Origin of the sequence: Lentzea sp. NPDC092896, from assembly GCF_044754905.1 — a bacterium.
Lineage (GTDB): Bacteria > Actinomycetota > Actinomycetes > Mycobacteriales > Pseudonocardiaceae > Lentzea.
This window is the reverse complement of the sequence record NZ_JBIVPX010000005.1, coordinates 505,380-529,571: the sequence shown is the minus strand read 5'-3', so window position 1 is coordinate 529,571 and position 24,192 is coordinate 505,380. Positions and strand designations below refer to the sequence as shown.

Here is a 24,192-nt window from a genome sequence, read left to right as displayed (position 1 = left end):
CAGATGGGAGGGCGAGTGACGATCTCCACGCACGTGCTGGACGCGGCACGCGGCAGGCCGTTCGCGGGCATCACCGTGTCGCTGCAACGCCGCGACGGGACCGAGGTGGCGCACGCCGAGACGAACACCGATGGCCGGATCACCGGATGGGGTGAAGGTCTGGAGGCCGGGGTCTACCGGCTGGTGTTCGACACCTCGGAGGCGGCGCCGTTCTTCCCCGAGGTCGTGCTCACCTTCGACTACTCCGATCCGGCGCAGCACTACCACGTGCCGTTGCTGCTGTCGCCGTTCGCCTACTCCACCTACCGAGGTAGCTGACGATGGACTTCCTTCGACCGGAAACGCTTGCGGAGGCGTTGGAGCTCAAGGCGGAACGCCCTGACGCCGTGCCGATCGCCGGTGGCACGGACGTCATGGTGGAGCTGAACTACGACCACCGCAGGCCCTCCGCCCTCCTGGACCTGACCCGGATTCCCGAACTCCAGCAGTGGTCCGACGGGCTGCGCGTCGGCGCCGGAGTGCCGTACGTGCGGATCATCGACGAACTGGGCGCGCCACTGCCGGGTCTGGCCATGGCCGCGCGAACGGTCGGGTCGCCGCAGATCCGCAACCGCGGCACGGTCGGCGGCAACCTCGGCGCGGCCTCCCCCGCCGGGGACACGCACCCGGTGCTGCTGGCGTCCGACGCGGTCATCGAGGTGGCCTCCGTGCGCGGCACTCGGATGATCCCGGCCGCCGAGTTCTACCTGGGGGTCAAGCGGAACGCGCTGGAGCAGGACGAACTGATCGTCGCGGTTCATCTCCAGCCTGCCAAGGGGCCACAGCAGTTCTCGAAGGTCGGCACGCGCAACGCCATGGTGATCGCGGTGTGCTCGTTCGGGATCTCGTTGTTCCCCGAGGAGAACCGGGTGGGCGCGGCGGTCGGTTCCGCCGCCCCGACACCACGGCACGCGCACGACGCCGAACAGTTCCTCGCCTCGGCGCTGGACTTCCAGAACCCCAAGCCGTTGCTGGACTCGGTGAAGCGGGAGTTCGGGGAGCTGGTCTCGCAGGCGGCGTCGCCGATCGACGACGTGCGCGGCTCGGCGGCCTATCGCAAGCACGCCTTGGCAGTGATGGCCCGCAGGACGCTCGGCTGGGCCTGGCAGGAACTTCTTGATGGGGAGCGAGCATGCGCGTGAACGTGACGGTCAACGGCGAGCAGCGCCAGGCCGACGACGTGTGGGAAGGCGAGTCGCTGCTGTTCATGCTGCGCGAGCGGCTCGGACTGCCCGGCTCGAAGAACGCCTGCGAGCAGGGCGAGTGCGGTTCGTGCACGGTGTACCTGGACAAGGTGCCGGTGTGCGCGTGCCTGGTCGCGGCCGGGCAGGCGCAGGACCGCGAGGTGACGACGGTCGAGGGACTCGCGGACGGGGACGTGCTGGACCCCGTGCAGGAGGCGTTCGTCGAGGCGGGCGCGGTGCAGTGCGGCTTCTGCACGCCGGGTCTCGTGGTGCAGGCGCACGACCTGCTCGACCGCGTGCCGAACCCGTCGGATCCGGAGATCCGCGAGGCGCTGGCCGGAAACCTGTGCCGCTGCACGGGGTACGAGAAGATCCTGGACGCCGTGCGACTGGCGGCGGCGCGCCGATGATCGTCCTCGACCGCTGCGCGGTGTCCACTGTGGACGAGGCCGGGACCGAGCACCCGTCCGGGCACGTCGTCATCGACGGCGGGCGGATCCAGTCCGTCGGTTCGGGTCCGGCGCCTCGGCCCTACGAGTCGCACACTTACGTCGACGCGTCGTCGTGCCTGGTGACGCCGGGGCTGATCAACACGCACCACCACCTCTACCAGTGGGCGACGCGCGGGCTCGCGACCGACGCCACGCTGTTCGAGTGGCTGACCACGCTGTATCCGGTGTGGCGCGGGCTCGACGACACCGTGACGCACGCGGCGGCGTCGGCGGGGCTGGCGCGACTGGCGTTGACGGGCTGCACGCTCGCCGCCGACCACCACTACGTCTTCCCGTCCGGTGGCGGCGACGTCTTCGACGCGCTGGTGTCGGCGGGGCGGCGGATCGGGATCCGCCTGGAGGCGATCCGGGGCTCGATGGACCGGGGCCAGTCGCACGGCGGGTTGCCGCCGGACAACCTGGTCGAGGAGACCGAGGCCGCGCTGATCGCGACCGAGCAGGCGATCGGCGACTACCACTCCACCGCCGACGACGCTCTCGTGCGCGTGGCTGTCGGGCCATGCTCGCCGTTCTCGGTGTCGCGCGAACTCATGACCGGGGCCGCGGCTCTGGCTCGCCGCCACGACGTCCGGCTGCACACGCACCTCGCCGAGACCCTGGACGAGGAAGAGCAGTGCCTGGCGGAGAACGGCTGCACGCCGACCGAGTACGCCGAGCAGCTCGGCTGGCTGGGTCCGGACGTGTGGCTCGCGCACACCGTGCACCTCAACGGCGACGCGGTGAAGCGACTGGGGGCGACCAGGACCGGTTCCGCGCACTGCCCGACGTCCAACGGGCGGCTGGGCACCGGGATCGCGCCGGTCCGCGACCTGCTGGACGCCGGCGCGCCGGTGGGCCTCGGCGTCGACGGCGCCGCGTCCAATGAGGACGGTGGACTGGTCGTCGAACTGCGTTCGGCGCTCTACCAGGCACGTCAGAGGGGCGGTCCGGGAGCGATGGACGCCCGGAAGGCGTTGTGGATGGGCACGATGGGCGGCGCCCAGGTGCTGGGCCGCGCGGACGCGCTGGGCTCGATCGAGCCGGGCAAGGTCGCGGACCTCGCCGTGTGGGACCTGTCCGGAATGGACTACGCGGGGATCGCGGACCCGGTGGCGGCACTGGTGCTCGGCACTCCCCCGCCGTTGAAACTGTTGATCGTCGGCGGTGAGGTCGTGGTGCGGGACGGTGTCCTGCTCACGGCGTCGACCGACGAACTGGCGCGTGACCTCTCCGCGGCCAGCGCCAAGCTCCAGGAGGCAGCGCGATGACCCTCACTCCGGCCGAACTCACCTCCGCGGTCTCGGGTGGCATCGGGACGTCGCCGCAGCGCCCGGACGGCAACCTGAAGGTGCGCGGCGAGTTCGCCTACGCGTCCGACCTGTGGCACGAGGACATGATCTGGGGCGCGACGCTGCGTTCGCCGCACCCGTATGCCCGCATCACGTCGGTGGACATCACTGAAGCGTTGAAGGTGCCGGGCGTGTACGCGGTGCTGACGCACTCGGACGTGCCCGGCCGCAACCTGTACGGGCTGGAGCACAAGGACCAGCCGGTGCTGGCCGTCGACGTCGTGCGCTACCAGGGCGAGCCGATCGCACTGGTCGGCGCCGACCACCCGGAGACCGCGCTGCGGGCGATGAAGAAGATCGTCGTGACCTACGACGTGCTGGAACCCGTGGTGGACATGGAGACCGCGGCCGAGGACACCCCGTTGCACCCCGGCGGGAACCTGGTGCGGCACGTGCCGATCCGGCGCGGCTCGCAGGACGTCGAGGCCGAGGTCGTGGTGAGCGGCCGGTACGAGGTCGGGATGCAGGACCAGGCGTTCCTCGGGCCGGAGTCCGGGCTCGCGGTGCCGGCCACGGACGGTTCGGTGGATCTCTACATCGCGACGCAGTGGCTGCACGTCGACCGCGACCAGATCGCGGCCGCGCTGGGCCTGCCGCAGGAGCAGGTGCGGCTGACGCTGTCCGGCGTCGGCGGTGCGTTCGGTGGCCGTGAGGACCTGTCGATGCAGGTGCACGCGTGTCTGCTGGCCCTGTACACCGGCAAGCCGGTGAAGATGGTCTACAACCGCGAAGAGTCGTTCTACGGTCACGTGCACCGGCACCCGGCCGTGCTGTACTACGAGCACGGCGCCGACCACACCGGCAAGCTCGTCTATGTCCGCACGAAGATGTACCTGGATGGTGGCGCCTATGCCTCCTCCACCCCCGCTGTCGTGGCCAACGCGGCGACGCTGGGCGTCGGTCCGTACGAGGTCGACAACGTCACGATCGACGCCTACGGCCTCTACACGAACAACCCGCCTTGCGGTGCGATGCGCGGATTCGGTGCTGTGCAGGCAGGTTTCGCCTACGAGTCCCAGATGGACAAGCTGGCCGAGGCACTGGGCATGTCCCCGGTCGACGTCCGGATCCGCAACGCGATGACCGAGGGTTCCGTGATGCCGACCGGTCAGGTCGTCGACTCGGCCGCACCCGTCGCCCAGCTGCTGAAGCTGGTGCAGGACAGGCCGTTGCCCGCGGGGACGTCCTCCGACATCCGCGAACTGCCCGGTGGAGTCTCGAACACCACGCACGGCGAGGGCGTCATCCGCGGCGTCGGCTACGCGGTCGGCATCAAGAACATCTGCTTCTCCGAGGGCTACGACGACTACTCGACCGCGCGCGTCCGGGTGTCGATGGTCAACGGGGAACTGGCCGCCGCCGTGCACACCGCCGCCTGCGAGGTCGGCCAGGGCCTGGTGACGATCATGCAGCAGATCGTGCGGACCGAACTCGGCATCGAGCGCGTCACCGTGCTGCCGATGGACACCACGATCGGCAACGGCGGCTCGACCTCGGCCTCGCGCCAGACGTACGTCACCGGCGGCGCCGTGAAGGCCGCCTGCGCGCTCGTGCTGTCGCGTTTGGACGGTCGCACGGACATCGGCGACGAGGTGATCGACGAGACCACCGAGTGGCGTCACCGCGCGACCGAGGCCCTCGATCCTGAGACCGGACAAGGCAATGCGCACGTCCAGTACGGCTTCGCGGCTCACCGTGCCGTGGTCGACGTGGACGTCGATCTCGGCCTGGTGCGCGTCGTGTCGCTGGACTGCGCGCAGGACGTCGGCAAGGCGCTGAACCCGCAGGCCGTGGTCGGCCAGATCCAGGGCGGCTCCGCCCAGGGCCTCGGCCTCGCGGTGATGGAGGAGATCCAGACCTCCGGCGGCAAGGTGCGCAACCCGTCCTTCACCGACTACCTCATCCCCACCGTGCTCGACATGCCGCCGATGAGCATCGACGTGCTCGAGCTCGCCGACCCCCACGCCCCGTACGGGATCCGTGGCGTCGGCGAACCGCCCACCATCTCGTCGACCCCGGCGATCGTGGCGGCGATCCGCGCGGCGACCGGCCTGGCGCTCACCCGCGTCCCGGTCCGCCCGGAACACCTCACCGGTACCTGAGCTTCTGGAGTTTGTTGCTGTGAACGCACATCTGCTCGCCACCATCGACCTGGCCACCCGCAACGTGGCCTCCGGTGGGGGCCCGTTCGGCGCGATGATCGTCCGTGACGGCGAGGTGATCGCCACCGGCGTGAACCAGGTGACGCCGAACCTCGACCCGACCGCCCACGCCGAGGTCGTCGCGATCCGCGCGGCCTGCCAGGTGCTCGGCGACTTCCGCTTGACCGGCTGCACGTTGATCTCCTCGTGCGAGCCGTGCCCCCTTTGCTTGTCCGCCGCGCTCTGGGCGCGCGTGGACAAGGTCGTCTACGCCGCCGACCGCGATGACGCGGCGGCGGCCGGCTTCGACGACCGGGAGTTCTACGAACTCTTCAGCAAGTCCCGCTCTGAATGGGACCTGCCCGTGCACCAGATCTCCACAGGCGAGGACAACGCCCCGTTTACCGCGTGGACGTCGCTCGCAACCCGTATCGATTACTAGGACTGTGTTCATTCACGAGTAACCAGTCCAGAGCGGCGTGCCCCCGGAGGAGCGCTGGCCGCGCAATAGAGGGCCACAAGCCTGATCGCTGACCGGAGCTGTCTCAATCGCGTTCCGGCGTTGGAACGCGCCCACCGGCATGGGAAAGGCCGTCCATCCATGACCCAGTTACGGAGCCGACCGACGACTTCGTCGCTCGACCAGTTCTTCCGCATCACCGAACGCGGCAGCACGTTCGGACGTGAAGTGCGCGGCGGTATCACGACGTTCGTCGCGATGTCGTACATCGTGCTGCTGAACCCGTTGATCCTCGGCGCGTCCGCGGACATCACCGGCGCCAAGCTCACCATCGCCGAGATCACCACCGCGACCGCGCTGGCGGCCGGCGTGATGACCGTCCTCATGGGACTCGTCGGCAACGCGCCGCTGGCGATAGCCGCCGGTCTCGGCGTGAACGGCGTGGTCGCCTTCCAGATGGCGCCGACGATGACCTGGGCGCAGGCCTTCGGTCTCGTGGTGCTGGAAGGCGTCTGCATCGTGATCATGGCCGCCTCCGGAGTCCGCGAGCGGATCATCAACGCGATCCCGGAGCCGTTGAAGATCGCGATCACCGTGGGCATCGGGCTCTACATCGCTTTGGTGGGACTGGTCTCCGCCGGTTTCGTGACCCGCACGCCGGACGCCGCGCACTCGACGGTGCCGGTGCGGATGGGCGTCGACGGCCACCTGAGCGGCTGGCCGATCGCGATCTTCTGCCTGGGTCTGCTGCTGATGATCGTGCTGATGGCGCGCGGTGTGCCCGGTGCCGTGCTGATCAGCATCGTGGTGGCCACGGTCGTCGCGATCGGTGTGAACGCCGCATTCGACGTGCAGGGCTGGGGACTCGTGTCGCCCACGCTGCCGGACTCGGTGGTCAGCTCGCCGGACTTCGGGTTGTTCGGGCGGGTGGACCTGTTCGGCGGCTTCGTGTCCGCGGGTGTGATCGCGGCGACGATCTTCCTGTTCACGCTGGTGCTGTCCGGCTTCTTCGACGCCATGGGCACGATCACCTCGGTCTCCGACGAGGCGGGTCTCACCAAGGACGGTCGCGTCGAGGGCATGGGCAAGATCCTGATGGTCGACGGCGCCGGCGCGATCGCCGGTGGCGTCACGGGGTCCGCCCCGAACACCGTGTTCCTGGAGTCGGCCGCGGGCGTTGGCGAAGGCGCCCGAACCGGCCTGGCCTCGGTGGTGACCGGCGGACTGTTCCTGGTGGCACTGCTCTTCACGCCGCTCGCGACGGTCGTGCCCGCGCAAGCGGCGGCTCCCGCGCTGGTGGTGATCGGCGGCCTGATGATGACCCAGATCCGCCGAATCCCCTGGCAGGAAACGGACTTCACGATCCCGGTCTTCCTGACCATCGCCATCATCCCGTTCACCTACTCCATCACCAACGGCATCGGCGCGGGCCTCGTGTCCTACGTCGTGCTGCGCATCTGCAAGGGCCGCTGGCCCGGCTGGCTGATGACCGGCCTGGCGCTGATGTTCGCCGTGTACTTCGGCGTGGATCTGATCACCGGCAAGTGACCTGAGGGCTCGGCCGGGCGGCCACCCGGCCGAGCCCTTCTCCCGATTTGGAGGCTCGATGCGTGATCTGGCACCGACTTTGCTGTCGTGGGACCGGTTCGCGGTCGCCTCGGTGGTGGCCGTGCGCGGCAGCGCGCCCCGCCCGGTCGGCGCCGCGATGGCCGTCGGCCCCTCCGGCGAGGTGATCGGCAGCGTGTCCGGCGGCTGCGTGGAGGCCGAGGTCTACGACCTGGCGTGCCAGGTGCTGGAGACCTCCGAGCCGGCTTTCGCCACGTTCGGCTACTCCGACGACACGGCGTTCGCGGTCGGCCTCACCTGCGGCGGCTCGCTGGACGTGCTGGTGCAGCGCGACAGCCCGTCGTTGCGCGCGGCACTTCAGGCTTCGGTCGACGGACACCCCGTGTCGGTCCGGTTCGAGGCGGAGGGGCGGACGTTCACTGAGTCGTGGACGCCACCACCGCGCCTGCTGGTGTTCGGCGCCATCGACCACGCCGCCGCCGTGGCCGAAATCGGGCGTTTCCTCGGCTATCACGTGACCGTGTGCGACGCACGACCCGTGTTCGCCACTCCCGCACGTTTCCCCGCTGCGCACTCAGTCGTCGTCGACTGGCCGCACCGCTATCTCGCGTCCACCCACACCGACGACTCCACCGCCGTCGTGGTGCTGACCCACGACCCGAAGTTCGACATCCCGGTGCTCGTGGAGGCGCTGTCCAGGCCGCTGGCGTTCGTCGGCGCGCTGGGCTCCCGCCGCACGCACGCGGAGCGCCTCGAACGACTGCGCGAAGCGGGCGTCGGCGAGGCGTCGCTGGCGCGGCTCCGTTCCCCCATCGGCCTCGACCTCGGCGGCCGCAGCCCGTCCGAGACGGCGGTGTCGATCGCGGCCGAACTCGTGGCCGTGCGCCACGGCGGCACCGGCCTTCCGTTGTCGGCGCTGTCCACCCCCATCCACCGAACCCTGGAGAGTCATGGCACTGATCTTCCTCAACGGCGGCGGCATGCGGGGCGGTCCACTGCACTCGCAACTCCAGGGCACGCCGATGGTGTGCCAGGCGCGCAGTGCGGCCAAGTACCGCTACTTCTCGGTGCGGGGGAAGTTCCCCGCGATGCACGAGTCGGGCTCGGCCTCGGTCGTCGGTGAGCTCTACGACCTGCCGCTGAAGATCCTGCGCGACCACCTCGTCCCTGCCGAGCCGGCCGAACTGGAGATCGGTGTCATCGAACTGGAGGACGGCAGCGCGGCCCTGGCGACCGTGCTGCGCGACGCGATGGTCGATCCGTTGATCCAATCGGGTGACATCCAAGACATCTCGTATCTCGGCGACTGGCGGGAGTTCTTGCACAGCGAGGGGTGAGGGAGTGGCACGGGGGGTGCCACTGGCAAGGGGGAGTTGCCGCACGCGGCGGGACCAACCGAAGTGGTCCCGCCGCGGGACCTTCTCCTCAGCGCCCACTCCCCTTCAGCAACCCGCGTTCGTACGCCACCGCCACGGCCGCCGCCCGGTCCGAAACGCCGAGCTTGGCGTAGACGTGCAGCAGGTGGGTCTTCACCGTCGCCTCGCTGATGAACAGCGCCGCCGCCACCGCACGGTTCGTGGATCCCTTGGCCACCAACGCCAGCACGTCGACCTCTCGGGTGGACAGCGGCTCCAGCGCGGGCTCCCGCACCTGCCCGAGCAGCCTCGTCGCCACAGCGGGTGACAGGACGGCCTCGCCCGCGTGCGCGGCACGGATCGCGCGTTGCAGTTCGTCGCGCGGGGTGTCCTTCAGCAGGTAGCCGGTGGCACCCGCCTTGATGGCCGGCAGGACGTCGCGGTCCGTGTCATAGGTGGTGAGCACCAGGACTCGGCACGGGTGGGTGCGGAGGCGTTCGATCGCGGACAGGCCGTCCGAGCCCGGCATGCGCAGGTCCATCAGCACGACGTCCGGCGACATGGCCGTGACCACGGCCACCGCCTCGTCGCCCGAGGCGGCCTCGCCGACCACCTCGAAGTCCGGTGCGGCGGACAGCATGCCGCGCAGCCCGTCGCGCACGACCGGGTGGTCGTCCACGATGACCAGGCGGATCACGCCGGTACCCGTGCCGAGATCGCCGTTCCCGCGCCCGGTTCGGACTCCACGAACAGCGCACCGGACAGGCGGTGCACGCGGTGGCGCATCGCGGGCAGGCCGAAGCCGTCCGAGGGGCGCGCGAGGTCGAAGCCCACGCCGTCGTCGCGCACGTCCAACGTCACCACGTCCTCCATGTACGACAGGGTCAGGCCCACGCGGGACGCCGAGGCGTGCTTCGCCACGTTCGCCAGGGCCTCCTGGGCGGTGCGCAGCAAGGCGACCTCCACCTCCGGGTGCATTTCGCGCACGGCTCCGGTCAGCGTCACCGAGACCGGAACGCCGTTGTGCTTCGACCAGCCCGACGCCACGTCGTCCAGCGCCTCGTGCAGGGCCGCCGAGTCCAGGGCGGGTGGTTGCAGGGCGTGCACCGAACGGCGGGCCTCGGCCAGGTTCGAGCGCGCGAGTTCGGCCGCCACCGCCACGCGGCGTTCCCAGTCCTCACCGGACGCCGCGGACAGTTGCGTGATGATGCCCGCCAGGCCCTGCGCGAGGGTGTCGTGGATCTCGCCCGCCATGCGATGGCGTTCGTCCTGCACGCCCGCCTCGTGCGCCTGCACCAGCAACTGGGCGTGCAGGCCCTCGTTCTCCTCGATCAGTTCCTTGCGCAGCCGGGACTGCTCGGTCGTGACGTGGCCGATGTACGTGAAGGTGCACGCCAGCACCACGAAGACGAGCAGCAGCAACCAGAAGGCCGCCTCCTCGCCCGCCGGCGGGTAGCCGCCGAACAACGACAGTGTCGCCAGACCGGCTGTCAGCGCCACCACGACGAACATCCAACGACCGCGCAGAATCTCGCTCGCGTAGACGTACACCGCGTACGACACCGCACCGAACCAGTGCTCGCGCATGCCCAGCACGCCGTAGAACAGGACCATGCCGCCGATGAACACGGCCATGAGCTCCGGACGGCTGCGCCACGCGGGATGCAACGTGAACCACCACGCCATCCACACGAACCCGAACGCCACCACGCCGTAGGTGAACCACCGCTCGGAAACCGACTGCGTGGTGAAGATCGAGTACAGCACCGTCGTCACGGTCAGCACGAAGTACGGAATCACGTGAGCGATCCCGAGGAGCCTGCGCTCCCACCGGTCCAACGCGGCCATGTCCACGAGCTACTCCCAGCGGAAAGTTCTGGCCGCGACCGTACCCGCCACGAGGCTCACCAGCCCCATGATCGCGAGATGCCTCCAGTCCGGCGCGGTACCCAGCCACGCCTGCTGCAACGCCTCCACACCGGGAGGCGTGTACGACCCGATCGCCTGAATCACCGAGGGCAGCATGAACCGCGGCAGGTACACGCCGCCGAAGAACATCAGCAGCATGAACACCACCGTCGCCCAGCCACCGGCCGATCGCGCGTTCGGGGCCAAGGCGGCGATCACCAGGCCCAGCGCGAACGTGCCCGCGCCTCCCAGCACCACGGCACACGCCAGGCCGAGTGGGTGGTGAGGCAGGTCGACGCCGAAAACGACGTACCCCACCAGTATGAGGAGCAGCACCGACAAGATCACCGCGACGAAGTTGACCACCATCTGACCGGCCAGCAGCCGCGCCGGGTGCATCGGCGTGGTGGACAGCCGGCGCAGCACGCCCTTCTCGCGATACGTCGCCACGACCGCGGGCAACCGTTGCAAGCCGATGAACACCAACGTGAACACGACGAGCGCCGACACGTAGCTGTCGATGAACCGCTGACCGCCGAAGTTCGCGTCAGGTGTGCGCAACGCCGGAATCGCGCCCAGCACCAGCAACAGCAGGCTGGGGAACAGGATCGCGAACAACGAGTTCAGCCGGTCGCGCAGGAACAACCGCGCCTCGATCTCAATGATCTTCAACATCACGACCCCCGGTGAGTTCGACGTAGGCGTCGTCCAGCGAGACCTGGTCGACGCGGAGCTGGCGCGCCACGATCTGCCGCCGCGCCAGCAGGGACGTCACCGCGTGCAGCAGGTCCTCGGACCCGCTCACCACGAGTTGCTCCCCCACCGACGACACCGCGGTCACTTCCGGCAACGCCTCCAGCAACGACACGTCCAGCGCGGCGGACGGCACGAACCGCACCCGCGTGGCACCGTCCACACGCGACACCAGCGCGGAGGGCGTGTCCAGCGCGACGATCCGCCCGTCGCGGAACACCGCCACCCGGTCGCAGAGCCGTTCCGCCTCCTCCATGAAGTGCGTGACGAGCAGGATCGTCACGCCGGCCGCCCGCACCTCCTCGATCACCGACCACGTGTCCCGCCGCGCCTGCGGATCGAGCCCCGTCGTCAGCTCGTCGAGGATCGCCACCCGAGGCGAGCCGATCAACGCCAGCGCGATCGACAGCCGTTGCTTCAGCCCGCCCGACAGCCGCCCGAACTCCACCCCCAGGTGCTCGGTCAGCCCGAGCCGCTCGGACCAGTCGGCGGGCGCCGGGTAGAACGACGAGAACAGCTCCAGCGCCTCGCTGACCCGCATCCGCTCCGGCAGTTCCGAGTCCTGCAGCTGCACCCCGATCGACGCGCGGACGTCCGCGGGGCGCCGCCCCAGCACCGACACGGTCCCCCGGTCCGCCGTCCGCAACCCGGCCACGCACTCGACCGTCGTCGTCTTGCCCGCCCCGTTCGGGCCCAGCACGCCGAAGATCTCCCCCTCGGCCACCTCGAACGACACGGAGTCCACCGCCACGCGGGGCCCGTACCTCTTCCCGAGGTCGCTCACTTCGATGATTGCCATGCCACCAGCGTCGAAGACCAGCGCCCGAAGATCATCGAACGACGAGCGCGACCTGGATCAACCGATCGGTTGATGCCGTCAGTCAGTCTCGAGAACGGCGGCGCGCAGAGCAGCGGCCAGGCGCGCCACCGGTTCCGGCAACGGGCCGGGCAGCCGGGCGAGCAGGACCCGGCGCTGTTCGGCGGGCCCGCCCCGCACCGGCAGGATCCTCACCCCGGCGGGAACGACCTCGCTCAGCGACGTGGGAATCGTCGTGATGCCGAGCCCGGCCGCGACCAGCTGCACCTTCGCCAGCCAGTCCCGCGCGGTGTGCGCGACGACGGGCCGCTCGTCCAGCCCCGGCCACACCCCCATCACCCACGGATCGCCGGGCCCCGCGATCCAGCGCTGGCCTCGCAGGTCTTCGACGTCGATGAAGTCGTTGCGCGCCAACGGATGCGCGGAAGGAACGGCCACCCGCAGGCTGCGTTCGACGAGGGTGTCGACCTCCAGTGCGGGAATCTCGTCGTCCGGAGCGCGGAACGGCGGCGCCGCCGAGATCAAGGCGATGTCCACCGTGCCCGCACGCAGCGCGCGCACCAACGCCGGTGTGCTCCCCTCACGCGTCACCACCGTGATGGATGGATGCGTGCGCGCCAACGCCGTCAGCGCCTGAGGAAGCAGCCACGCCCCAGCCGTCGCGAACCAGCCGAGCCTCACGGTGCTCACGTCCTCAGGCAACCCCGCGAGCTCTCGCGCACCCGCGTCGACCTGATCGACGACCACGGCCGCACGCCGCAACACGAGCCGTCCAGCCGCAGTGAGCCGCACGCCGTCATGCCGCCGCTCCAGCAACGGGACACCGGCCGACCGTTCCAGAGCGGCGATCTGCCGGGACGCGGCGGACTGCGTGTAGCCCAGGGCAGCGGCCGCCGCGGTCAGCGAGCCGCGCTCGGCCACCTCGCGGAACACCCGCAGCGCCACCAGTGAGGCATCACCCAGAGCCATGACGTTTACGCATACCCCTCTTGACAAATTCTCGCTACCCGCATAGCTCGATCGAGCCTAGCGTCGAAGACGTGATCACAACAGGGTTCGGGTTCAGCAGCACCGCCGCCGAGGTCGCCGAGGGGATCGACCTGACCGGAAAGCGCGTGGTCGTGACCGGGGCGTCCTCCGGCATCGGCGTCGAGACCGCACGTGCGCTGGCCGGCAGAGGCGCCGAGGTCACCCTCGCCGTCCGCAACACGGACGCGGGCGAGAAGACCGCGCGGGACATCGGTGGCGACGTCCGCGTCGCGAAGCTGGACCTGACCGACCTCGCCTCCATCGACACGTTCACGAACAGCTGGGACGGCCCGCTGCACGTCCTGATCGCCAACGCCGGCGTGATGGCCGTCCCCGAGCGGTACACCGACCAGGGCTGGGAGTGGCAGTTCGCCACCAACCACCTGGGCCACTTCGCGCTGGCCACCGGCCTGCACCCGGCGCTCAAGGCGGCGCACGACGCGCGCATCGTCGTCGTCAGCTCCACCGGCCACATGCTCTCGCCGGTCGTCTTCGACGACGTCAACTACGGGTTCCGCACCTACGACGCGTGGACCGCCTACGGCCAGAGCAAGACCGCCAACGTCCTGTTCGCGGTCGAGGCGACCCGGCGCTGGGCAGGGGACGGCATCACCGCGAACGCCCTCATGCCCGGCGCCATCTTCACGAACCTGTCGGCCCACCTCGGCATCAAGGAGAGCGACGTCGACCTCAGCACCATCAAGACGCCGGAACAGGGCGCGGCGACGTCGGTCCTGCTCGCCACCTCACCGCTGCTGGAGGGCATCGGCGGCCGCTACTTCGACGACTGCAACGAGACCCCGGCCGTCGACCGCCGCGACGAGGCTCCGCCGCTGCACGGCGTCGCCCGCTACGCCCTCGACCCGGACAACGCCGCCCGGCTGTGGACGTACTCCGAAACCCTCCTCGCGAAGGCCTGAGACATGACGATCGCACTGGTCACCGGCGCCACCCAGGGCCTCGGCCTGGCACTGGTCGAAGGGCTCGCCCACCGCCTCAACCCCACGGACACCGTCTACCTCACCGGCCGGGACGTCGAGAAGATCACCGCCGCGGTGGAGTCCCTGCCGGGCGGGGGCGCGCAGGTCCGCGGCGAACTCCTGGACGTCGCGGATCCCGGCGCGGCCGCGAAGGTCGCCGCCCAGATCCACGACCGGCACGGCGGAATCGACGTCGTCTTCGGCAACGCCGTCATGCGCGTCGGCCCCGACGACGACCCGCGCGAGTTCATCGACGACTACACCGAGGTCAACAACTTCGGCACCACCAGGCTCCTGAAGGCCTTCGCCCCGCTGCTCAACGACAACGGCAGGCTGATCGTGGTCGCCAGCTCGCTCGGCACCCTCCACCACCTCGCACCGGTGCTGCACGGGCACTTCACCAATCCGTCCTCTTTGGACGAACTGGACGCGCAGGTCGCCCGCTGGCGCGACGCGGTGAGGGACGGCCGCACGAAAGCGGGCGCCTGGCCGGGGTTCGTGAACATCCCGTCGAAGATCGGCCAGGTCGCCGCCGTGCGCGTCCTCGCGAGCGAACGCCGCGAAAGCGACCTCGCCAAAGGCGTCCTGATCGCGTCGGCGTGCCCGGGAATGATCAACACGCCGACGTCCGCGCTGTGGTGGGACGTCAGCACCGCGCCCACCCCGGCCCAGGCCGCGACGGCGTTGCTGGACCTCGCTCTCAGCCCGCTCGAGCCGGAGCAGTACGGCGAACTGGTCCGCCACGGCGAGGTCGTGCCGTTCAGCTGATGGGCTTGTCCAGCCCGTGCACCACCTGGTCGAGCAGCGTCCGGATGACCGCCTCGTTGTGCTCGTTGCGACCCGGCGTGATCATCCGTGACGTCGCCTCGACCATCGCGTGCACGAGCATCGCCCGCAGCGCGGCGCGCTCCACCCCGGCCGTCCGGAAGACACCGACCAGCGGCGCCAGCAACCGTTCGTGCTCGGCCCTGATCTGCTCGCGCGACGAGTCCGGCAACGTGTGCGCGGACAGCGCCACCACCGCCCCGTGGCTGCCGTCGGTGATGATCGCGAGTTCGGTGCGCAGGTACGCCTCGATCTTCTCCGGCACGGACGAGGCGCTGTTGACCGCGTCCTCCAGCTTGTCCGCCCACTCCGGCAGCGCGTCCGACACGATCGCGGCGACCAGTTCCTCACGCGAGCGGAAGTACTCGTAGAGGCTCGGCCGCGACAGCCCGACGCGTCTGGCGAGCGACGCGAGCGTCAGCGCCTCCGCTCCCTCGGTCGCCACGATGTCGCGCCCGGCGTCCAGCAGGGCGCGCAACCGGTTGGCGCGATGCTCCGCGACGGTGTCTGCGCTGATCCTCGGCACATCGGGATCGTATCGCGCTTGATTTCCCGACGGGGAGTTGGAATAGTTCCCGACAGAGCGTCGGGATCAGGGAGGCCAGCATGTTCATCGCGACCAACCGGATGTTCGTGAACCCGGACATGTCCGAGGAGTTCGAGCGGTACTTCCGCGGCAACATGCGCACCCACCTGCCCGGAGTCCCCGGCCTGCTGCGCAGCACGCTGCTCAAGCCGACGCAGGACGACCAGCCGTACGTCTCGGTCAACGAGTTCGAGTCGGAGGACGCCTTCCGCGCGTGGGTCGCCTCCGAGGCGTTCCGCGAGGCGCACAAGGGCCACCGCACGATCGCACGCCTGGTCACGGGCAACGAGCCGGAGCGATTCACGCACGCGGAGGACATGGTTCTGCCGCGGCAGCGCACCGAGTAGGCAATACTCCCCCGCGTGGGGGACGTGCGATTCCGCGTGCTCGGCCCGCTGGCGGTCGAGGTCGACGGACAAGAAGTGGTCCTGCCCGGCGGGCTCTGCCGAACGTTGCTGGCCGCATTGTTGTTGCGCCCCAACGAAGTGGTGCCCGCCGACGAACTGATGGCACGCGTGTGGCGCGACGGCGGCAGCATCGGCTCCCTGCGCACACTGGTGAACAGGCTCAGGTCCGCGCTCGGTGAGGCGAACCGCGTGCGCACGGTGGGCATGGGCTACGTCGCCGAGCCGGAGAACCTGGACCTGCTGACGTTCCGCGACCTGGCCGGGCAGGGCCGGCACGCCGAAGCCCTGGACCTCTGGCGCGGTCCCGCCCTCGCCGACGTCGACTCCGAGTGGGTGCGCGCGGAGGTGTCCGCGCTGGTCGAGGAACGCCGTGCGGTGCAACGGAAACTGACGATCCCGCGGCAGATCCCCGCCCCACCGGCGCAGTTCGTCGGCCGCCGCGACGAACTCGACCTGCTCGACCACGCCGACGGTCCCCTGGTGATCTCCGCCGTCAGCGGCGCCGCCGGCGTCGGCAAGACCGCGCTGGCGATGCGCTGGGCACACCAGGCGGCACACCGGTTCCCCGCCGGGCAGCTGTACGTGAACCTGCGCGGCTTCGACCCCGCCGCCGAACCCGCGAGGCCCGCCGACGTGATCCGCCGTTTCCTGACGGCGCTCGGCGTGCAGCCCGGTCAGGTCCCGAAGGACGAGGCCGCGCAGACAGACCTCTACCGCGAGCTACTCGCGCACAAGAAGGTGTTGCTGCTGCTGGACAACGCCCGCGACGCCCGCCAGGTCAGGCCGCTGCTGCCCGGCGGCGACCGGTGCCAGGTCCTGATCACCAGCCGCGACCGCATGAGCGACCTCGCCGGAGCGCGGCCGCTGGAACTCGGCATGCTCGGCCACGCGGACGCCGTCGCGCTCGTGACCGCACGCATCGGCGCCGAGCGCGCCGCGGCGGAACCAGAAGCGCTGGCACGTCTGGTCGAGCTGTGCGGCGGACTGCCACTGGCCCTGTCGATCGTCGCCGCCCGTGCCGCGGCCGACGCGCAACTCCCGCTCGCCGCACTGGCCGACGAGATCGCCGACGAGCGGAACAGGCTCGACTTCCTCGACACGGGCGACGACCTGACCAGCGTGCGCGCCGCGTTCTCCTGGTCCTACCGGCGGCTGAGCGACCCGGCCGCCCGCCTGTTCCGGTTGCTCAGCGCGCACTGCGGCCCCGACTTCACCGCCGCGGCGGCCACCAGCCTCGGCGGTACCCAGGACGCGCTCGACGAACTGGCCGGCGCGCACCTGCTGAACCGGTCCACGTCCGGCCGCTACCACTTCCACGACCTCGTGCGCCTCTTCGCCCGCGGCCTCACGACCGAGGACGAGCATCTCGACGCGTTGCGCCGCCTGCTCGACCACTACCTGCACACCGCCTACCGCAGCCGCGACGCGCTGGCGGCGTCCCGCAACCCGTTGACGCTCGCCGCCCCGCTGCCGGGTGTGACGCCGGAGGTGCTCCCCGACGAACCCACCAGGTGGGCCTGGTACGACGCCGAGATCGACGTGCTGACCGGCATGGCGACCGCCTCCGCCCAGGCGGGGCTGGACACCCGCACGTGGCAGCTGGCGTGGTTCCTGACCACCGCCCTCGAACGGAGAGGCCGCTGGCACGAGTGGTCGGAGGCGGTCGAGATCGGGCTCGCGGCTGCCGAACGGCTCGGTGACCTCTACGCCAGGTCCCGGATGCGGTACTTCCTCGCCCGCGCCCACCGCAGAGCAGGCCGCCTGGACGACGCCATCGCCGCGGTGACCGCCGCGATCGAGGACTACCGGGAGCTCGGCGAACCGGTCGGCGAGGGAAGCGCTTTCCAGGTCCTCGCCGCCCTGCACGGCGAACAGGGACGACCGGCGGAGGCGCTGCGGGCCGCACGCGAATCCCTGCTGCTGGCCGAGAAGAGCGGCGACACGCTCGGCATCGGCGCGGCGTTGAACCAGATCGGCTGGTTCAACGGAGAACTCGGCGACCACCGGGCCGCGATCGAGCACTGCGAGCGAGCGGTCGCACTCCACCGGACAGCGGGAGACTCGGACCAGGTCGGCGAGGCCGTGGCACTGGACAGCGTCGCGAACTCCCAGCGCCACCTCGGAGACCTGGCGGCCGCGACCGCCACCTCCGAACGCGCGGTGGAGATCTTCCGCGCCGCCGGCTACCGCGTCCTCGAAGCCCAGGCACTGGTCAACCTCGGCGACACCCACCACGCGGCGGGCGAGACCGAACGCGCGCGGCAGACGTGGCAGCACGCGCTGGCGATCTACGAGCACATCGGGGACCGCGCGGTGGACCAGGTCCGCCGGCGCCTCACAGAGCAGGCAGCAGGGCCTTCATCCGGTTGATCTCGTCGGACTGCGTGGCCACCACGTCGTCCGCCATCTCCTCGACCTGGACGTTGGCGCCGGACCCGCGCACGTCCGTCGCCATCTTGATGGCACCCTCGTGGTGCTTGATCATCAGCTCCAGGAACATCCGGTCGAAGTCCTTGCCGCGCGCCGCGCCCAGCGCGTTCAGCTGGTCCTGCGTGGCCATGCCCGGCATCTGCCCGTGGTCACCGTGCGTGCCGATGGCGTTGAACGTGCGCTGCCACTGCTTCATGGCGCCGATCTCGGGCTCCTGGCTGTACCGGATGCGGTCTGCCAGGCCCTTCACCGTCTCGTTCTGCGCGCGCTCGGGGGCGAACCTGGTCATGGCGAGCGCCTGCTCGTGATGGGCGATCATCATCGACACGTACTCACGGTCAGCGTCGTTCGGCGGTGCCTGGATCACGCCGCTCACGTCCGAGGGCGCCACGGTCGGAGCCGAGCCGCCAGGCGTGTCCGGTGCGATGACCGGCGCCGCCTCCGGCTCCGACGTACAGCCTGCCAGCAGGGCGAATGCGGCAACGATGACCAGAACCCCAGAACGCATGGATCGGAGAATACCCTCCGAAAGACGCTGGCCCTTAGCAAGGCGAAAGGGTCATACTCCCCCTCACCAACCCGTACCGAGGGGGTACAGCTGTGAGTTCACGCGAAACGGCCCGGCGGCGTAGAACGCCTTTCGCGATTCTGGGGGCTCTCACGCTGACGCTGTCAACGTTGACCGCGCCCGCGTTCGCCGAGCCCGATCTTCCCGCCGACGGCAAGGGGCTGAGCGAGGCCCAGCTCGAGTCGCGGGCCGACGGGTCCACCGGCCTTCCCGGCGTCGACGAGATCAGCCGCAGCCGCAACATGGTCCTGGTCTCGCACCTGGACAAGCAGGCTCCGCTCGACTCGACCCAGACCGACATCGCGTTCCAGGACAACTACGCGTTCGTCGGCAACTACAACGGCTTCACCATCTACGACGTCCGCAACCCGCGGGCGCCGAAGATCACGAGCTCGGTCCTCTGCCCCGGTTCGCAGAACGACATCTCGGTGTACGGGAACCTGCTGTTCCTGTCGACCGACTCGTCGCGCAGCGACAACTCGTGCAACAGCGTTGCCCAGCCCGCGACGATCAAGGAGTCGTGGGAGGGCGTCAAGGTCTTCGACATCAGCGACAAGAAGGCCCCGAAGTACGTCGCGGCCGTCGAGACCGACTGCGGTTCGCACACCCACACGATGGTGCCGGCCAAGGACAAGAAGAGCGTCTACCTCTACGTCTCTTCCTACTCGCCCAACGCCACGTTCCCGGACTGCCAGCCTCCGCACGACAAGATCTCGATCGTCAAGGTCCCGGTGAAGAGCCCGGCCTCGGCCTCGCTGATCAAGGCGCCGGTCCTGTTCCCGGACGGCGCCAACCCCGGCCGGCCCGGCGACATCGACACCGGCTACACCTCGGCCACCACCGGTTGCCACGACATCACCGTCTACCCGCAGCTCGACCTCGCGGCCGGCGCGTGCATGGGTGACGGCGTCCTCTGGGACATCTCCAACAGGGAGAGCCTGGTGGAGATCAACCGCGTCCAGGACGACCAGCACTTCGCGTTCTGGCACTCGGCGACCTTCAACAACAGCGGTACCAAGGTCGTCTTCACCGACGAGCTCGGTGGCGGCGGCGCGGCGACGTGCAACGAGAAGATCGGCCCGAACCGCGGCGCCAACGGCATCTACGACATCGTGGGCAAGGGCAAGAACCGCAAGCTGGTCTTCAAGTCCTACTACAAGATCCCGCGCATGCAGGGCGACACGGAGAACTGCGTCGCGCACAACGGTTCGCTGATCCCGGTGCCCGGCAAGGACATCATGGTGCAGTCCTGGTACCAGGGCGGCGTCTCGGTGTGGGACTTCACCAACTCGAGCAAGCCGCGTGAGATCGGCTTCTTCGAGCGCGGCCCGATGGCGAACGGCGCGGGCGGCGGCACCTGGTCGACCTACTGGTACAACGGCTACATCTACTCCTCGGAGATGGGCCGCGGCTTCGACGTCATCGACATGCGCGACCCGCGCACGTTCGTGGCGAAGCTGTTCCGCACGGACGAGCTGAACGTGCAGACCCAGGGGAACTTCTACCGCGGGTAGACAGTCTCCCTCTCAGATCAGCGCGGCTGCCGGCGTTCGGCAGCCGCGCTGACTGCTGTCAGGACCAGGGTCACCGCCACACCACCGAACACGGCCCAGACCGGCGAACCGGCGTCCATCGCCCACGCGGCGACGACGGCGGTGAGCCCGTAGCCCGCACCGGTCACCGCGTACATCATCGAGAACCCCGCCGCGTGCGCGCCGACCGGAAGCCGTTCGCGCAACGCGAGACTGCGCGTCACCAGCACACCGGACTGGAACAACCCGGCCGCGAGCAACGCGCCCGTGATGCCCGGCAGGTTCGGGAACAACGCCAGCGCGCCGACGCACGTCGCGGTGAGGACGAGCAGCACCAGCCCCTGTGTGCGGAACGTTCCCGGCCACGGCCGCAACCCGTACAGCACCGCGCCGAGCGCGCTGCACGCCGCGAAACCCATGAGCAGCGGCCCGATCCAGCCGATGCCGATCCCCCGGTGCTCCAGCAACGCGGGCAGCACCAGTTCCGCGACCGCCAGCTGTGCCAACGCCGCCGCGCTCACGAGGTAGATCGGCCAGGCCGACGCCACCACACGAGGTTTCGCCGTGCCGGAACGGGACGTCACGTGCCCGCGCGGCAGGATGAACACCAGCCAGGCGGCCACGACGACCAGCGACACCGACACCACGACGGGCGCGCGGTGGTCGACGCTCAGCGCCAGCACGGTGACCAGCGCGGGCGCCACCGCCCACACCACCTGCGTGATCATGGCGTCGAAGCCCATCGCCTTGGGCACCAACGAGTCCGGCACCAGCCCGAGCAGCATCGCCCGCAGCCCGCCCGGCGTCGTCGACGGCCCGGCGCCCGCGATGAACGCCGCGATCGCCAGCACCGTCACGTTCTGCGTCAACGCCAGCGTCGTGAACGCGCCCGCCCCGACGACCAGTCCGATCGACAGCTGCCCGCGCATCCGCGACGGGTCGAGGAACAGCCCGAGCAGCGCGGCGCCGAGGATCTCGCCCAGCACGTAGACGGCGACCAGCGACGCGGCCAGCACGTACCCGCCGGGCAGTCCCCTGGTCAGGAACACCATCATCAGCGGCGTCATGGACATCGGTAACTTCGCGGCGACCGTCACCACGGCGCACGCCAGCACGTCCCGGTTCGCGAGGTCGCGGTACCCGGCAGCGGAGATCGTCATCTACTCGCCCAGCTCCTGGAACAACGTCAGCTGCAACCCGGCGGGCGCGGCCAGCCGGGCGTTGAGCGAGTTCCACGGCGTGCGCGTAGGTTCCGCGATCACCTCGGCACCGGCGGCCTCCAGCGCACGGGTCGCCGCGGCGGAGTCGTCCACCTCGAAGGCCACCCGGAAGTGCCCGGCGACGCGCCTGCCGACCTCGACCTGGTCGATGTACTCGGCGTGCGGCGGATCGGTGATCTCCAGCGTGGCCCTGCCGGCCTCCAGGATCGTGACCCGCCCGCCGTCGGACGTGAACGCCGCCCGTTGCTCGAGGCCGAGCACGTCGCGGTAGAAACGCAGGGCCTCTTCGTAGTCGTCAGCGGTGACGACCAGGCGGAGTTCACGGACACCGGTCATGGCGACGATCATCGCACCACCGGTGTCAGAAGGACGAGAAGACGCGAAAGTGCCTCACACCGCCACGCGCTGATCGGCCGACTGCACCAACCGCGTCGCGATGCAGAGGACCAGCGCGATCCCCGCCGTCACGTGGATCGGCGCCGGCCCGAACGTCGCCGCCAGCACCGCGAGCGACCCCAGCGGCAGCAGGTACTTGCGCACCCCCGCCTGGCCGGGGCAGTCCTGCACGTACCAGACGCACAGGAAGAACACGGCCAGCGGCACCGTCGTGAACGCGGCGACCGTCGTGCCCGGCGCGTGCGAGAGGTGCAGGTCGTAGTCCACCGAAGCCGCCAGGCCGGCACCGAGCGCGGCGATCGAGCCGAGGATGAACAGGTGCGCGTACCCCCACAGGAACGCCTTCTTCAGGTTGTGCAGGTGCGACGGCGCCTCGAAGTAGATCCACCACACCGAGAACACGATGACCAGTGAGGCCGCGGCGAGCGAGATGAGGTTGACGCCGGTGTCGAAGCCCTTCTGGAACGCGAGCGTGGCCGCCAGGATCGACTCGCCGAGCACGATCAGCGTGAACAGGCCGTGCCGTTCCGCGATGTGGTGCGGGTGCCACGTCGTCGCCTCGTTGCGCTCCGCCCAGACCGGCACCAGCAACTCGCCGATCATGAAGAGGATCCACAGCGGGAGCTGCAGGCTCGTCGGCGCGACGACCACCCACAACACCCACAGCACCTGCATGCCGGCGATGCCCGCGGCGTACCGGCGCGTGCAGCCCTTGTGCGACGGGTTGTCGCGCGACGCCCGCAGCCAGTGCGCGACCATCGCGAGCCGGATGACGACGTAGCCGGCGACGACGATCCGGTAATCCTGGTGCTCGAAGACCGCCGGGATGCCGGCCGCGATGACCAGCACGCCGGCGATCTGGACCATCGTGATGATCCGGTAGAGCGTGTCGTCGTTGTCGAACGCGCTGGCGAACCAGGTGAAGTTCAGCCAGGGCAGCCACAACGCGAAGAACGCCATGCAGAACGCCAGCAGGCCCGCGCCCGCGTGGTTCTCCGACACGGCGTGGTGCAACGAGGCGGCGGCCTGGGCGACCGCCACCACGAAGCTGAGGTCGAACAGCAGCTCCAACGGCGTCGCGACCCGGTGGGTCTCCGCCGTGTCGCGCGCGAGGAGCTTCTTGATCATCCAGGCACCACCATGATCCGCGATTCGCTGAGGTCGAGCGCGACCCGCGTGCCGGGCTGGTAGGCGGAGGCGGTGTTGGAGGGCTGGTCGATGCGCAGCACCTGCTCACCCACCCTGACCGAGATCCGCGTGACCGGCCCGAGGAACGACTGGGTCAGCACGTCGCCCACGATCTTGCCATTGGAGTCGCCGTCGTGCGCGGAGACGCCGATGTCCTCGGGACGCACGATGAGGCGAACGTCGCTTCCGGACGGTTGGTCGTGCGACGCGGCCACCGTGACACCGTTCACCACGACGGTCTGGCCCTCCGCCTTGGCCTCGACGCTGTTCGTGACGCCGACGAACTGCGCCACGAACGCCGTCGCCGGCTCCCGGTAGACGACGGACGGGGTGTCGAGCTGCTCCAGCCTGCCGTGCGACATCACGCCGACGCGGTCGGAGACGGCGAGCGCCTCCTCCTGGTCGTGCGTGACGAACAGCGTCGTCATGCCGAGCTCCGTCTGGATGCGACGGATCTCGTCCCGCAGGTTCACGCGGACCTTGGCGTCCAACGCGGACAGCGGCTCGTCCAGCAGCAGCACGCGCGGCTGGATCGCCAGAGCGCGCGCCAGCGCGATGCGCTGCTGCTGACCACCCGACATCTGGTGCGGGTAACGGCCACCGAGGTGCGCGAGGCCGACGAGCTCCAGCAGTTCGCCGGCCTTCTTGGCGTCGCCCTTGCGCATCTTCAGGCCGAACGCGACGTTCTGCGCCGCGGTCATGTTCGGGAAGAGGCTGTAGGCCTGGAAGACCATGCCCATGTCCCGCTTGTTGGCCGGGACCTTCGTGATGTCCTTGCCGCCCACGGTGACCGTGCCGGAGTCGGACGTCTCGAAGCCCGCGACGATGCGCAGCGCCGTCGTCTTGCCGCAGCCCGACGGGCCGAGCAACGAGACGAGCTCGCCCTCGGCCAGTTCGAGGTCGAGACCGTCCAAAGCCGCGTTCCCACCGAAGGACTTGCGCAGCCCTTTGAGTTCCAAGTGACCCAT

General features: G+C 69.8%; 24 protein-coding genes and 1 pseudogene. 14 read left to right on the top strand and 11 right to left on the bottom strand.

The features are described from left to right. Positions 1–3: 3 nt before the first annotated feature. The 9 genes and pseudogenes from uraH to ACIQF0_RS26875 form a co-directional block, all read left to right on the top strand. Positions 4–318, top strand: a complete 315-nt coding sequence (gene uraH, locus ACIQF0_RS26915; RefSeq protein ID WP_360031592.1) for a hydroxyisourate hydrolase — start codon at positions 4–6, stop codon at positions 316–318. Positions 319–320: 2 nt separating this feature from the next. Beyond that, entirely contained in the window at positions 321–1,181 is an 861-nt protein-coding gene (locus ACIQF0_RS26910; protein ID WP_401033554.1) for an FAD binding domain-containing protein, read from the top strand. Further along, positions 1,172–1,633, top strand: a complete 462-nt coding sequence (locus tag ACIQF0_RS26905; protein ID WP_360031595.1) for a (2Fe-2S)-binding protein — start codon at positions 1,172–1,174, stop codon at positions 1,631–1,633. Before ACIQF0_RS26910 ends, ACIQF0_RS26905 begins: the two co-directional genes overlap by 10 nt. After that, positions 1,630–2,982: an 8-oxoguanine deaminase gene (locus tag ACIQF0_RS26900; RefSeq protein ID WP_401033552.1), complete on the top strand. Its 1,353-nt coding sequence runs from the start codon at positions 1,630–1,632 to the stop codon at positions 2,980–2,982. The genes ACIQF0_RS26905 and ACIQF0_RS26900 overlap by 4 nt, the downstream gene beginning before the upstream one ends. Further along, on the top strand, positions 2,979–5,165 hold the full coding sequence (locus tag ACIQF0_RS26895) for a molybdopterin cofactor-binding domain-containing protein (RefSeq protein ID WP_401033550.1): 2,187 nt from the start codon (positions 2,979–2,981) through the stop codon (positions 5,163–5,165). The genes ACIQF0_RS26900 and ACIQF0_RS26895 overlap by 4 nt, the downstream gene beginning before the upstream one ends. A gap of 19 nt (positions 5,166–5,184) precedes the next feature. After that, a complete protein-coding gene (locus tag ACIQF0_RS26890; RefSeq protein ID WP_319979082.1) occupies positions 5,185–5,646 on the top strand; it encodes a nucleoside deaminase in 462 nt (153 codons plus the stop codon). A gap of 159 nt (positions 5,647–5,805) precedes the next feature. Further along, complete coding sequence (locus ACIQF0_RS26885; RefSeq protein WP_401033548.1) at positions 5,806–7,212, top strand: NCS2 family permease; 1,407 nt, start codon at positions 5,806–5,808, stop codon at positions 7,210–7,212. A gap of 58 nt (positions 7,213–7,270) precedes the next feature. Further along, positions 7,271–8,353 (top strand): XdhC family protein, encoded by a 1,083-nt coding sequence (locus ACIQF0_RS26880; protein WP_401033546.1) that lies wholly within the window; start codon positions 7,271–7,273, stop codon positions 8,351–8,353. Then, positions 8,250–8,567: pseudogene (locus ACIQF0_RS26875) on the top strand (gamma-glutamylcyclotransferase); the annotation flags it as partial. The gene ACIQF0_RS26880 and the pseudogene ACIQF0_RS26875, both read left to right, overlap by 104 nt. An 88-nt stretch (positions 8,568–8,655) precedes the next feature. Here ACIQF0_RS26875 and ACIQF0_RS26870 read toward each other — a convergent pair. The 5 genes from ACIQF0_RS26870 to ACIQF0_RS26850 form a co-directional block, all read right to left on the bottom strand. After that, a complete protein-coding gene (locus ACIQF0_RS26870) occupies positions 8,656–9,282 on the bottom strand; it encodes a response regulator transcription factor (protein ID WP_360031607.1) in 627 nt (208 codons plus the stop codon). Continuing rightward, positions 9,279–10,433 (bottom strand): sensor histidine kinase, encoded by a 1,155-nt coding sequence (locus ACIQF0_RS26865; RefSeq protein WP_401033911.1) that lies wholly within the window; start codon positions 10,431–10,433, stop codon positions 9,279–9,281. The genes ACIQF0_RS26870 and ACIQF0_RS26865 overlap by 4 nt, the downstream gene beginning before the upstream one ends. A gap of 9 nt (positions 10,434–10,442) precedes the next feature. Further along, positions 10,443–11,168: an ABC transporter permease gene (locus ACIQF0_RS26860; protein WP_360031608.1), complete on the bottom strand. Its 726-nt coding sequence runs from the start codon at positions 11,166–11,168 to the stop codon at positions 10,443–10,445. Next, on the bottom strand, positions 11,152–12,045 hold the full coding sequence (locus ACIQF0_RS26855) for an ABC transporter ATP-binding protein (protein WP_401033544.1): 894 nt from the start codon (positions 12,043–12,045) through the stop codon (positions 11,152–11,154). Before ACIQF0_RS26855 ends, ACIQF0_RS26860 begins: the two co-directional genes overlap by 17 nt. 78 nt (positions 12,046–12,123) lie before the next feature. Beyond that, a complete protein-coding gene (locus tag ACIQF0_RS26850; protein WP_401033542.1) occupies positions 12,124–13,032 on the bottom strand; it encodes a LysR family transcriptional regulator in 909 nt (302 codons plus the stop codon). A gap of 71 nt (positions 13,033–13,103) precedes the next feature. Between ACIQF0_RS26850 and ACIQF0_RS26845 the strand changes: the two genes are divergently transcribed. Together ACIQF0_RS26845 and ACIQF0_RS26840 are read left to right on the top strand one after the other, a co-directional pair. Next, positions 13,104–14,012, top strand: coding sequence for an SDR family NAD(P)-dependent oxidoreductase (locus ACIQF0_RS26845; protein ID WP_401033540.1), 909 nt, complete (start codon positions 13,104–13,106; stop codon positions 14,010–14,012). Between the two features lie 3 nt (positions 14,013–14,015). Then, positions 14,016–14,840, top strand: a complete 825-nt coding sequence (locus tag ACIQF0_RS26840; protein ID WP_401033538.1) for an SDR family NAD(P)-dependent oxidoreductase — start codon at positions 14,016–14,018, stop codon at positions 14,838–14,840. On the opposite strand, the gene ACIQF0_RS26835 is transcribed toward ACIQF0_RS26840, so the two are convergent. Next, positions 14,833–15,423, bottom strand: coding sequence for a TetR/AcrR family transcriptional regulator (locus tag ACIQF0_RS26835; protein ID WP_401033536.1), 591 nt, complete (start codon positions 15,421–15,423; stop codon positions 14,833–14,835). The genes ACIQF0_RS26840 and ACIQF0_RS26835 overlap by 8 nt on opposite strands. A gap of 80 nt (positions 15,424–15,503) precedes the next feature. On the opposite strand from ACIQF0_RS26835, the gene ACIQF0_RS26830 reads away from it, so the two are divergent. Both ACIQF0_RS26830 and ACIQF0_RS26825 read left to right on the top strand, forming a co-directional pair. Further along, positions 15,504–15,830 (top strand): antibiotic biosynthesis monooxygenase, encoded by a 327-nt coding sequence (locus ACIQF0_RS26830; RefSeq protein ID WP_360031619.1) that lies wholly within the window; start codon positions 15,504–15,506, stop codon positions 15,828–15,830. A 15-nt stretch (positions 15,831–15,845) separates the two neighbouring features. Continuing rightward, on the top strand, positions 15,846–18,260 hold the full coding sequence (locus ACIQF0_RS26825) for an ATP-binding protein (protein WP_401033535.1): 2,415 nt from the start codon (positions 15,846–15,848) through the stop codon (positions 18,258–18,260). On the opposite strand, the gene ACIQF0_RS26820 is transcribed toward ACIQF0_RS26825, so the two are convergent. Next, positions 18,226–18,828 carry a DUF305 domain-containing protein gene (locus tag ACIQF0_RS26820; RefSeq protein WP_401033533.1) on the bottom strand — a complete coding sequence of 201 codons (603 nt, stop codon included), beginning with the start codon at positions 18,826–18,828 and terminating at the stop codon, positions 18,226–18,228. The genes ACIQF0_RS26825 and ACIQF0_RS26820 overlap by 35 nt on opposite strands. 170 nt (positions 18,829–18,998) lie before the next feature. Between ACIQF0_RS26820 and ACIQF0_RS26815 the strand changes: the two genes are divergently transcribed. Then, on the top strand, positions 18,999–20,402 hold the full coding sequence (locus tag ACIQF0_RS26815; RefSeq protein ID WP_401033531.1) for an LVIVD repeat-containing protein: 1,404 nt from the start codon (positions 18,999–19,001) through the stop codon (positions 20,400–20,402). A gap of 17 nt (positions 20,403–20,419) precedes the next feature. On the opposite strand, the gene ACIQF0_RS26810 is transcribed toward ACIQF0_RS26815, so the two are convergent. Genes ACIQF0_RS26810 through ACIQF0_RS26795 form a run of 4 tightly spaced genes read right to left on the bottom strand, consistent with a single transcriptional unit; the run spans position 20,420 to position 24,192 of the window. Next, positions 20,420–21,580, bottom strand: a complete 1,161-nt coding sequence (locus ACIQF0_RS26810; RefSeq protein WP_401033530.1) for an MFS transporter — start codon at positions 21,578–21,580, stop codon at positions 20,420–20,422. Next, a complete protein-coding gene (locus tag ACIQF0_RS26805) occupies positions 21,581–21,976 on the bottom strand; it encodes a VOC family protein (RefSeq protein WP_401033529.1) in 396 nt (131 codons plus the stop codon). It abuts the gene before it with no gap. Between the two features lie 54 nt (positions 21,977–22,030). Then, on the bottom strand, positions 22,031–23,164 hold the full coding sequence (locus ACIQF0_RS26800) for a low temperature requirement protein A (RefSeq protein WP_401033527.1): 1,134 nt from the start codon (positions 23,162–23,164) through the stop codon (positions 22,031–22,033). Continuing rightward, a complete protein-coding gene (locus tag ACIQF0_RS26795) occupies positions 23,161–24,192 on the bottom strand; it encodes an ABC transporter ATP-binding protein (RefSeq protein ID WP_401033525.1) in 1,032 nt (343 codons plus the stop codon). The genes ACIQF0_RS26800 and ACIQF0_RS26795 overlap by 4 nt, the downstream gene beginning before the upstream one ends.

Bases quoted from the DNA above. Each gene is read 5' to 3' on its own strand.
- ACIQF0_RS26800 (WP_401033527.1), bottom strand. From the start codon at position 23,164: ATGATCAAGAAGCTCCTCGCGCGCGACACGGCGGAGACCCACCGGGTC.
- ACIQF0_RS26795 (WP_401033525.1), bottom strand. From the start codon at position 24,192: ATGGGTCACTTGGAACTCAAAGGGCTGCGCAAGTCCTTCGGTGGGAAC.
- ACIQF0_RS26820 (WP_401033533.1), bottom strand. From the start codon at position 18,828: ATGCGTTCTGGGGTTCTGGTCATCGTTGCCGCATTCGCCCTGCTGGCA.
- ACIQF0_RS26850 (WP_401033542.1), bottom strand. From the start codon at position 13,032: ATGGCTCTGGGTGATGCCTCACTGGTGGCGCTGCGGGTGTTCCGCGAG.
- ACIQF0_RS26865 (WP_401033911.1), bottom strand. From the start codon at position 10,433: ATGGCCGCGTTGGACCGGTGGGAGCGCAGGCTCCTCGGGATCGCTCAC.
- ACIQF0_RS26840 (WP_401033538.1), top strand. From the start codon at position 14,016: ATGACGATCGCACTGGTCACCGGCGCCACCCAGGGCCTCGGCCTGGCA.
- ACIQF0_RS26860 (WP_360031608.1), bottom strand. From the start codon at position 11,168: ATGTTGAAGATCATTGAGATCGAGGCGCGGTTGTTCCTGCGCGACCGG.
- uraH (WP_360031592.1), top strand. From the start codon at position 4: ATGGGAGGGCGAGTGACGATCTCCACGCACGTGCTGGACGCGGCACGC.
- ACIQF0_RS26810 (WP_401033530.1), bottom strand. From the start codon at position 21,580: ATGACGATCTCCGCTGCCGGGTACCGCGACCTCGCGAACCGGGACGTG.
- ACIQF0_RS26855 (WP_401033544.1), bottom strand. From the start codon at position 12,045: ATGGCAATCATCGAAGTGAGCGACCTCGGGAAGAGGTACGGGCCCCGC.
- ACIQF0_RS26880 (WP_401033546.1), top strand. From the start codon at position 7,271: ATGCGTGATCTGGCACCGACTTTGCTGTCGTGGGACCGGTTCGCGGTC.
- ACIQF0_RS26805 (WP_401033529.1), bottom strand. From the start codon at position 21,976: ATGACCGGTGTCCGTGAACTCCGCCTGGTCGTCACCGCTGACGACTAC.
- ACIQF0_RS26830 (WP_360031619.1), top strand. From the start codon at position 15,504: ATGTTCATCGCGACCAACCGGATGTTCGTGAACCCGGACATGTCCGAG.
- ACIQF0_RS26885 (WP_401033548.1), top strand. From the start codon at position 5,806: ATGACCCAGTTACGGAGCCGACCGACGACTTCGTCGCTCGACCAGTTC.
- ACIQF0_RS26900 (WP_401033552.1), top strand. From the start codon at position 1,630: ATGATCGTCCTCGACCGCTGCGCGGTGTCCACTGTGGACGAGGCCGGG.
- ACIQF0_RS26905 (WP_360031595.1), top strand. From the start codon at position 1,172: ATGCGCGTGAACGTGACGGTCAACGGCGAGCAGCGCCAGGCCGACGAC.
- ACIQF0_RS26910 (WP_401033554.1), top strand. From the start codon at position 321: ATGGACTTCCTTCGACCGGAAACGCTTGCGGAGGCGTTGGAGCTCAAG.
- ACIQF0_RS26895 (WP_401033550.1), top strand. From the start codon at position 2,979: ATGACCCTCACTCCGGCCGAACTCACCTCCGCGGTCTCGGGTGGCATC.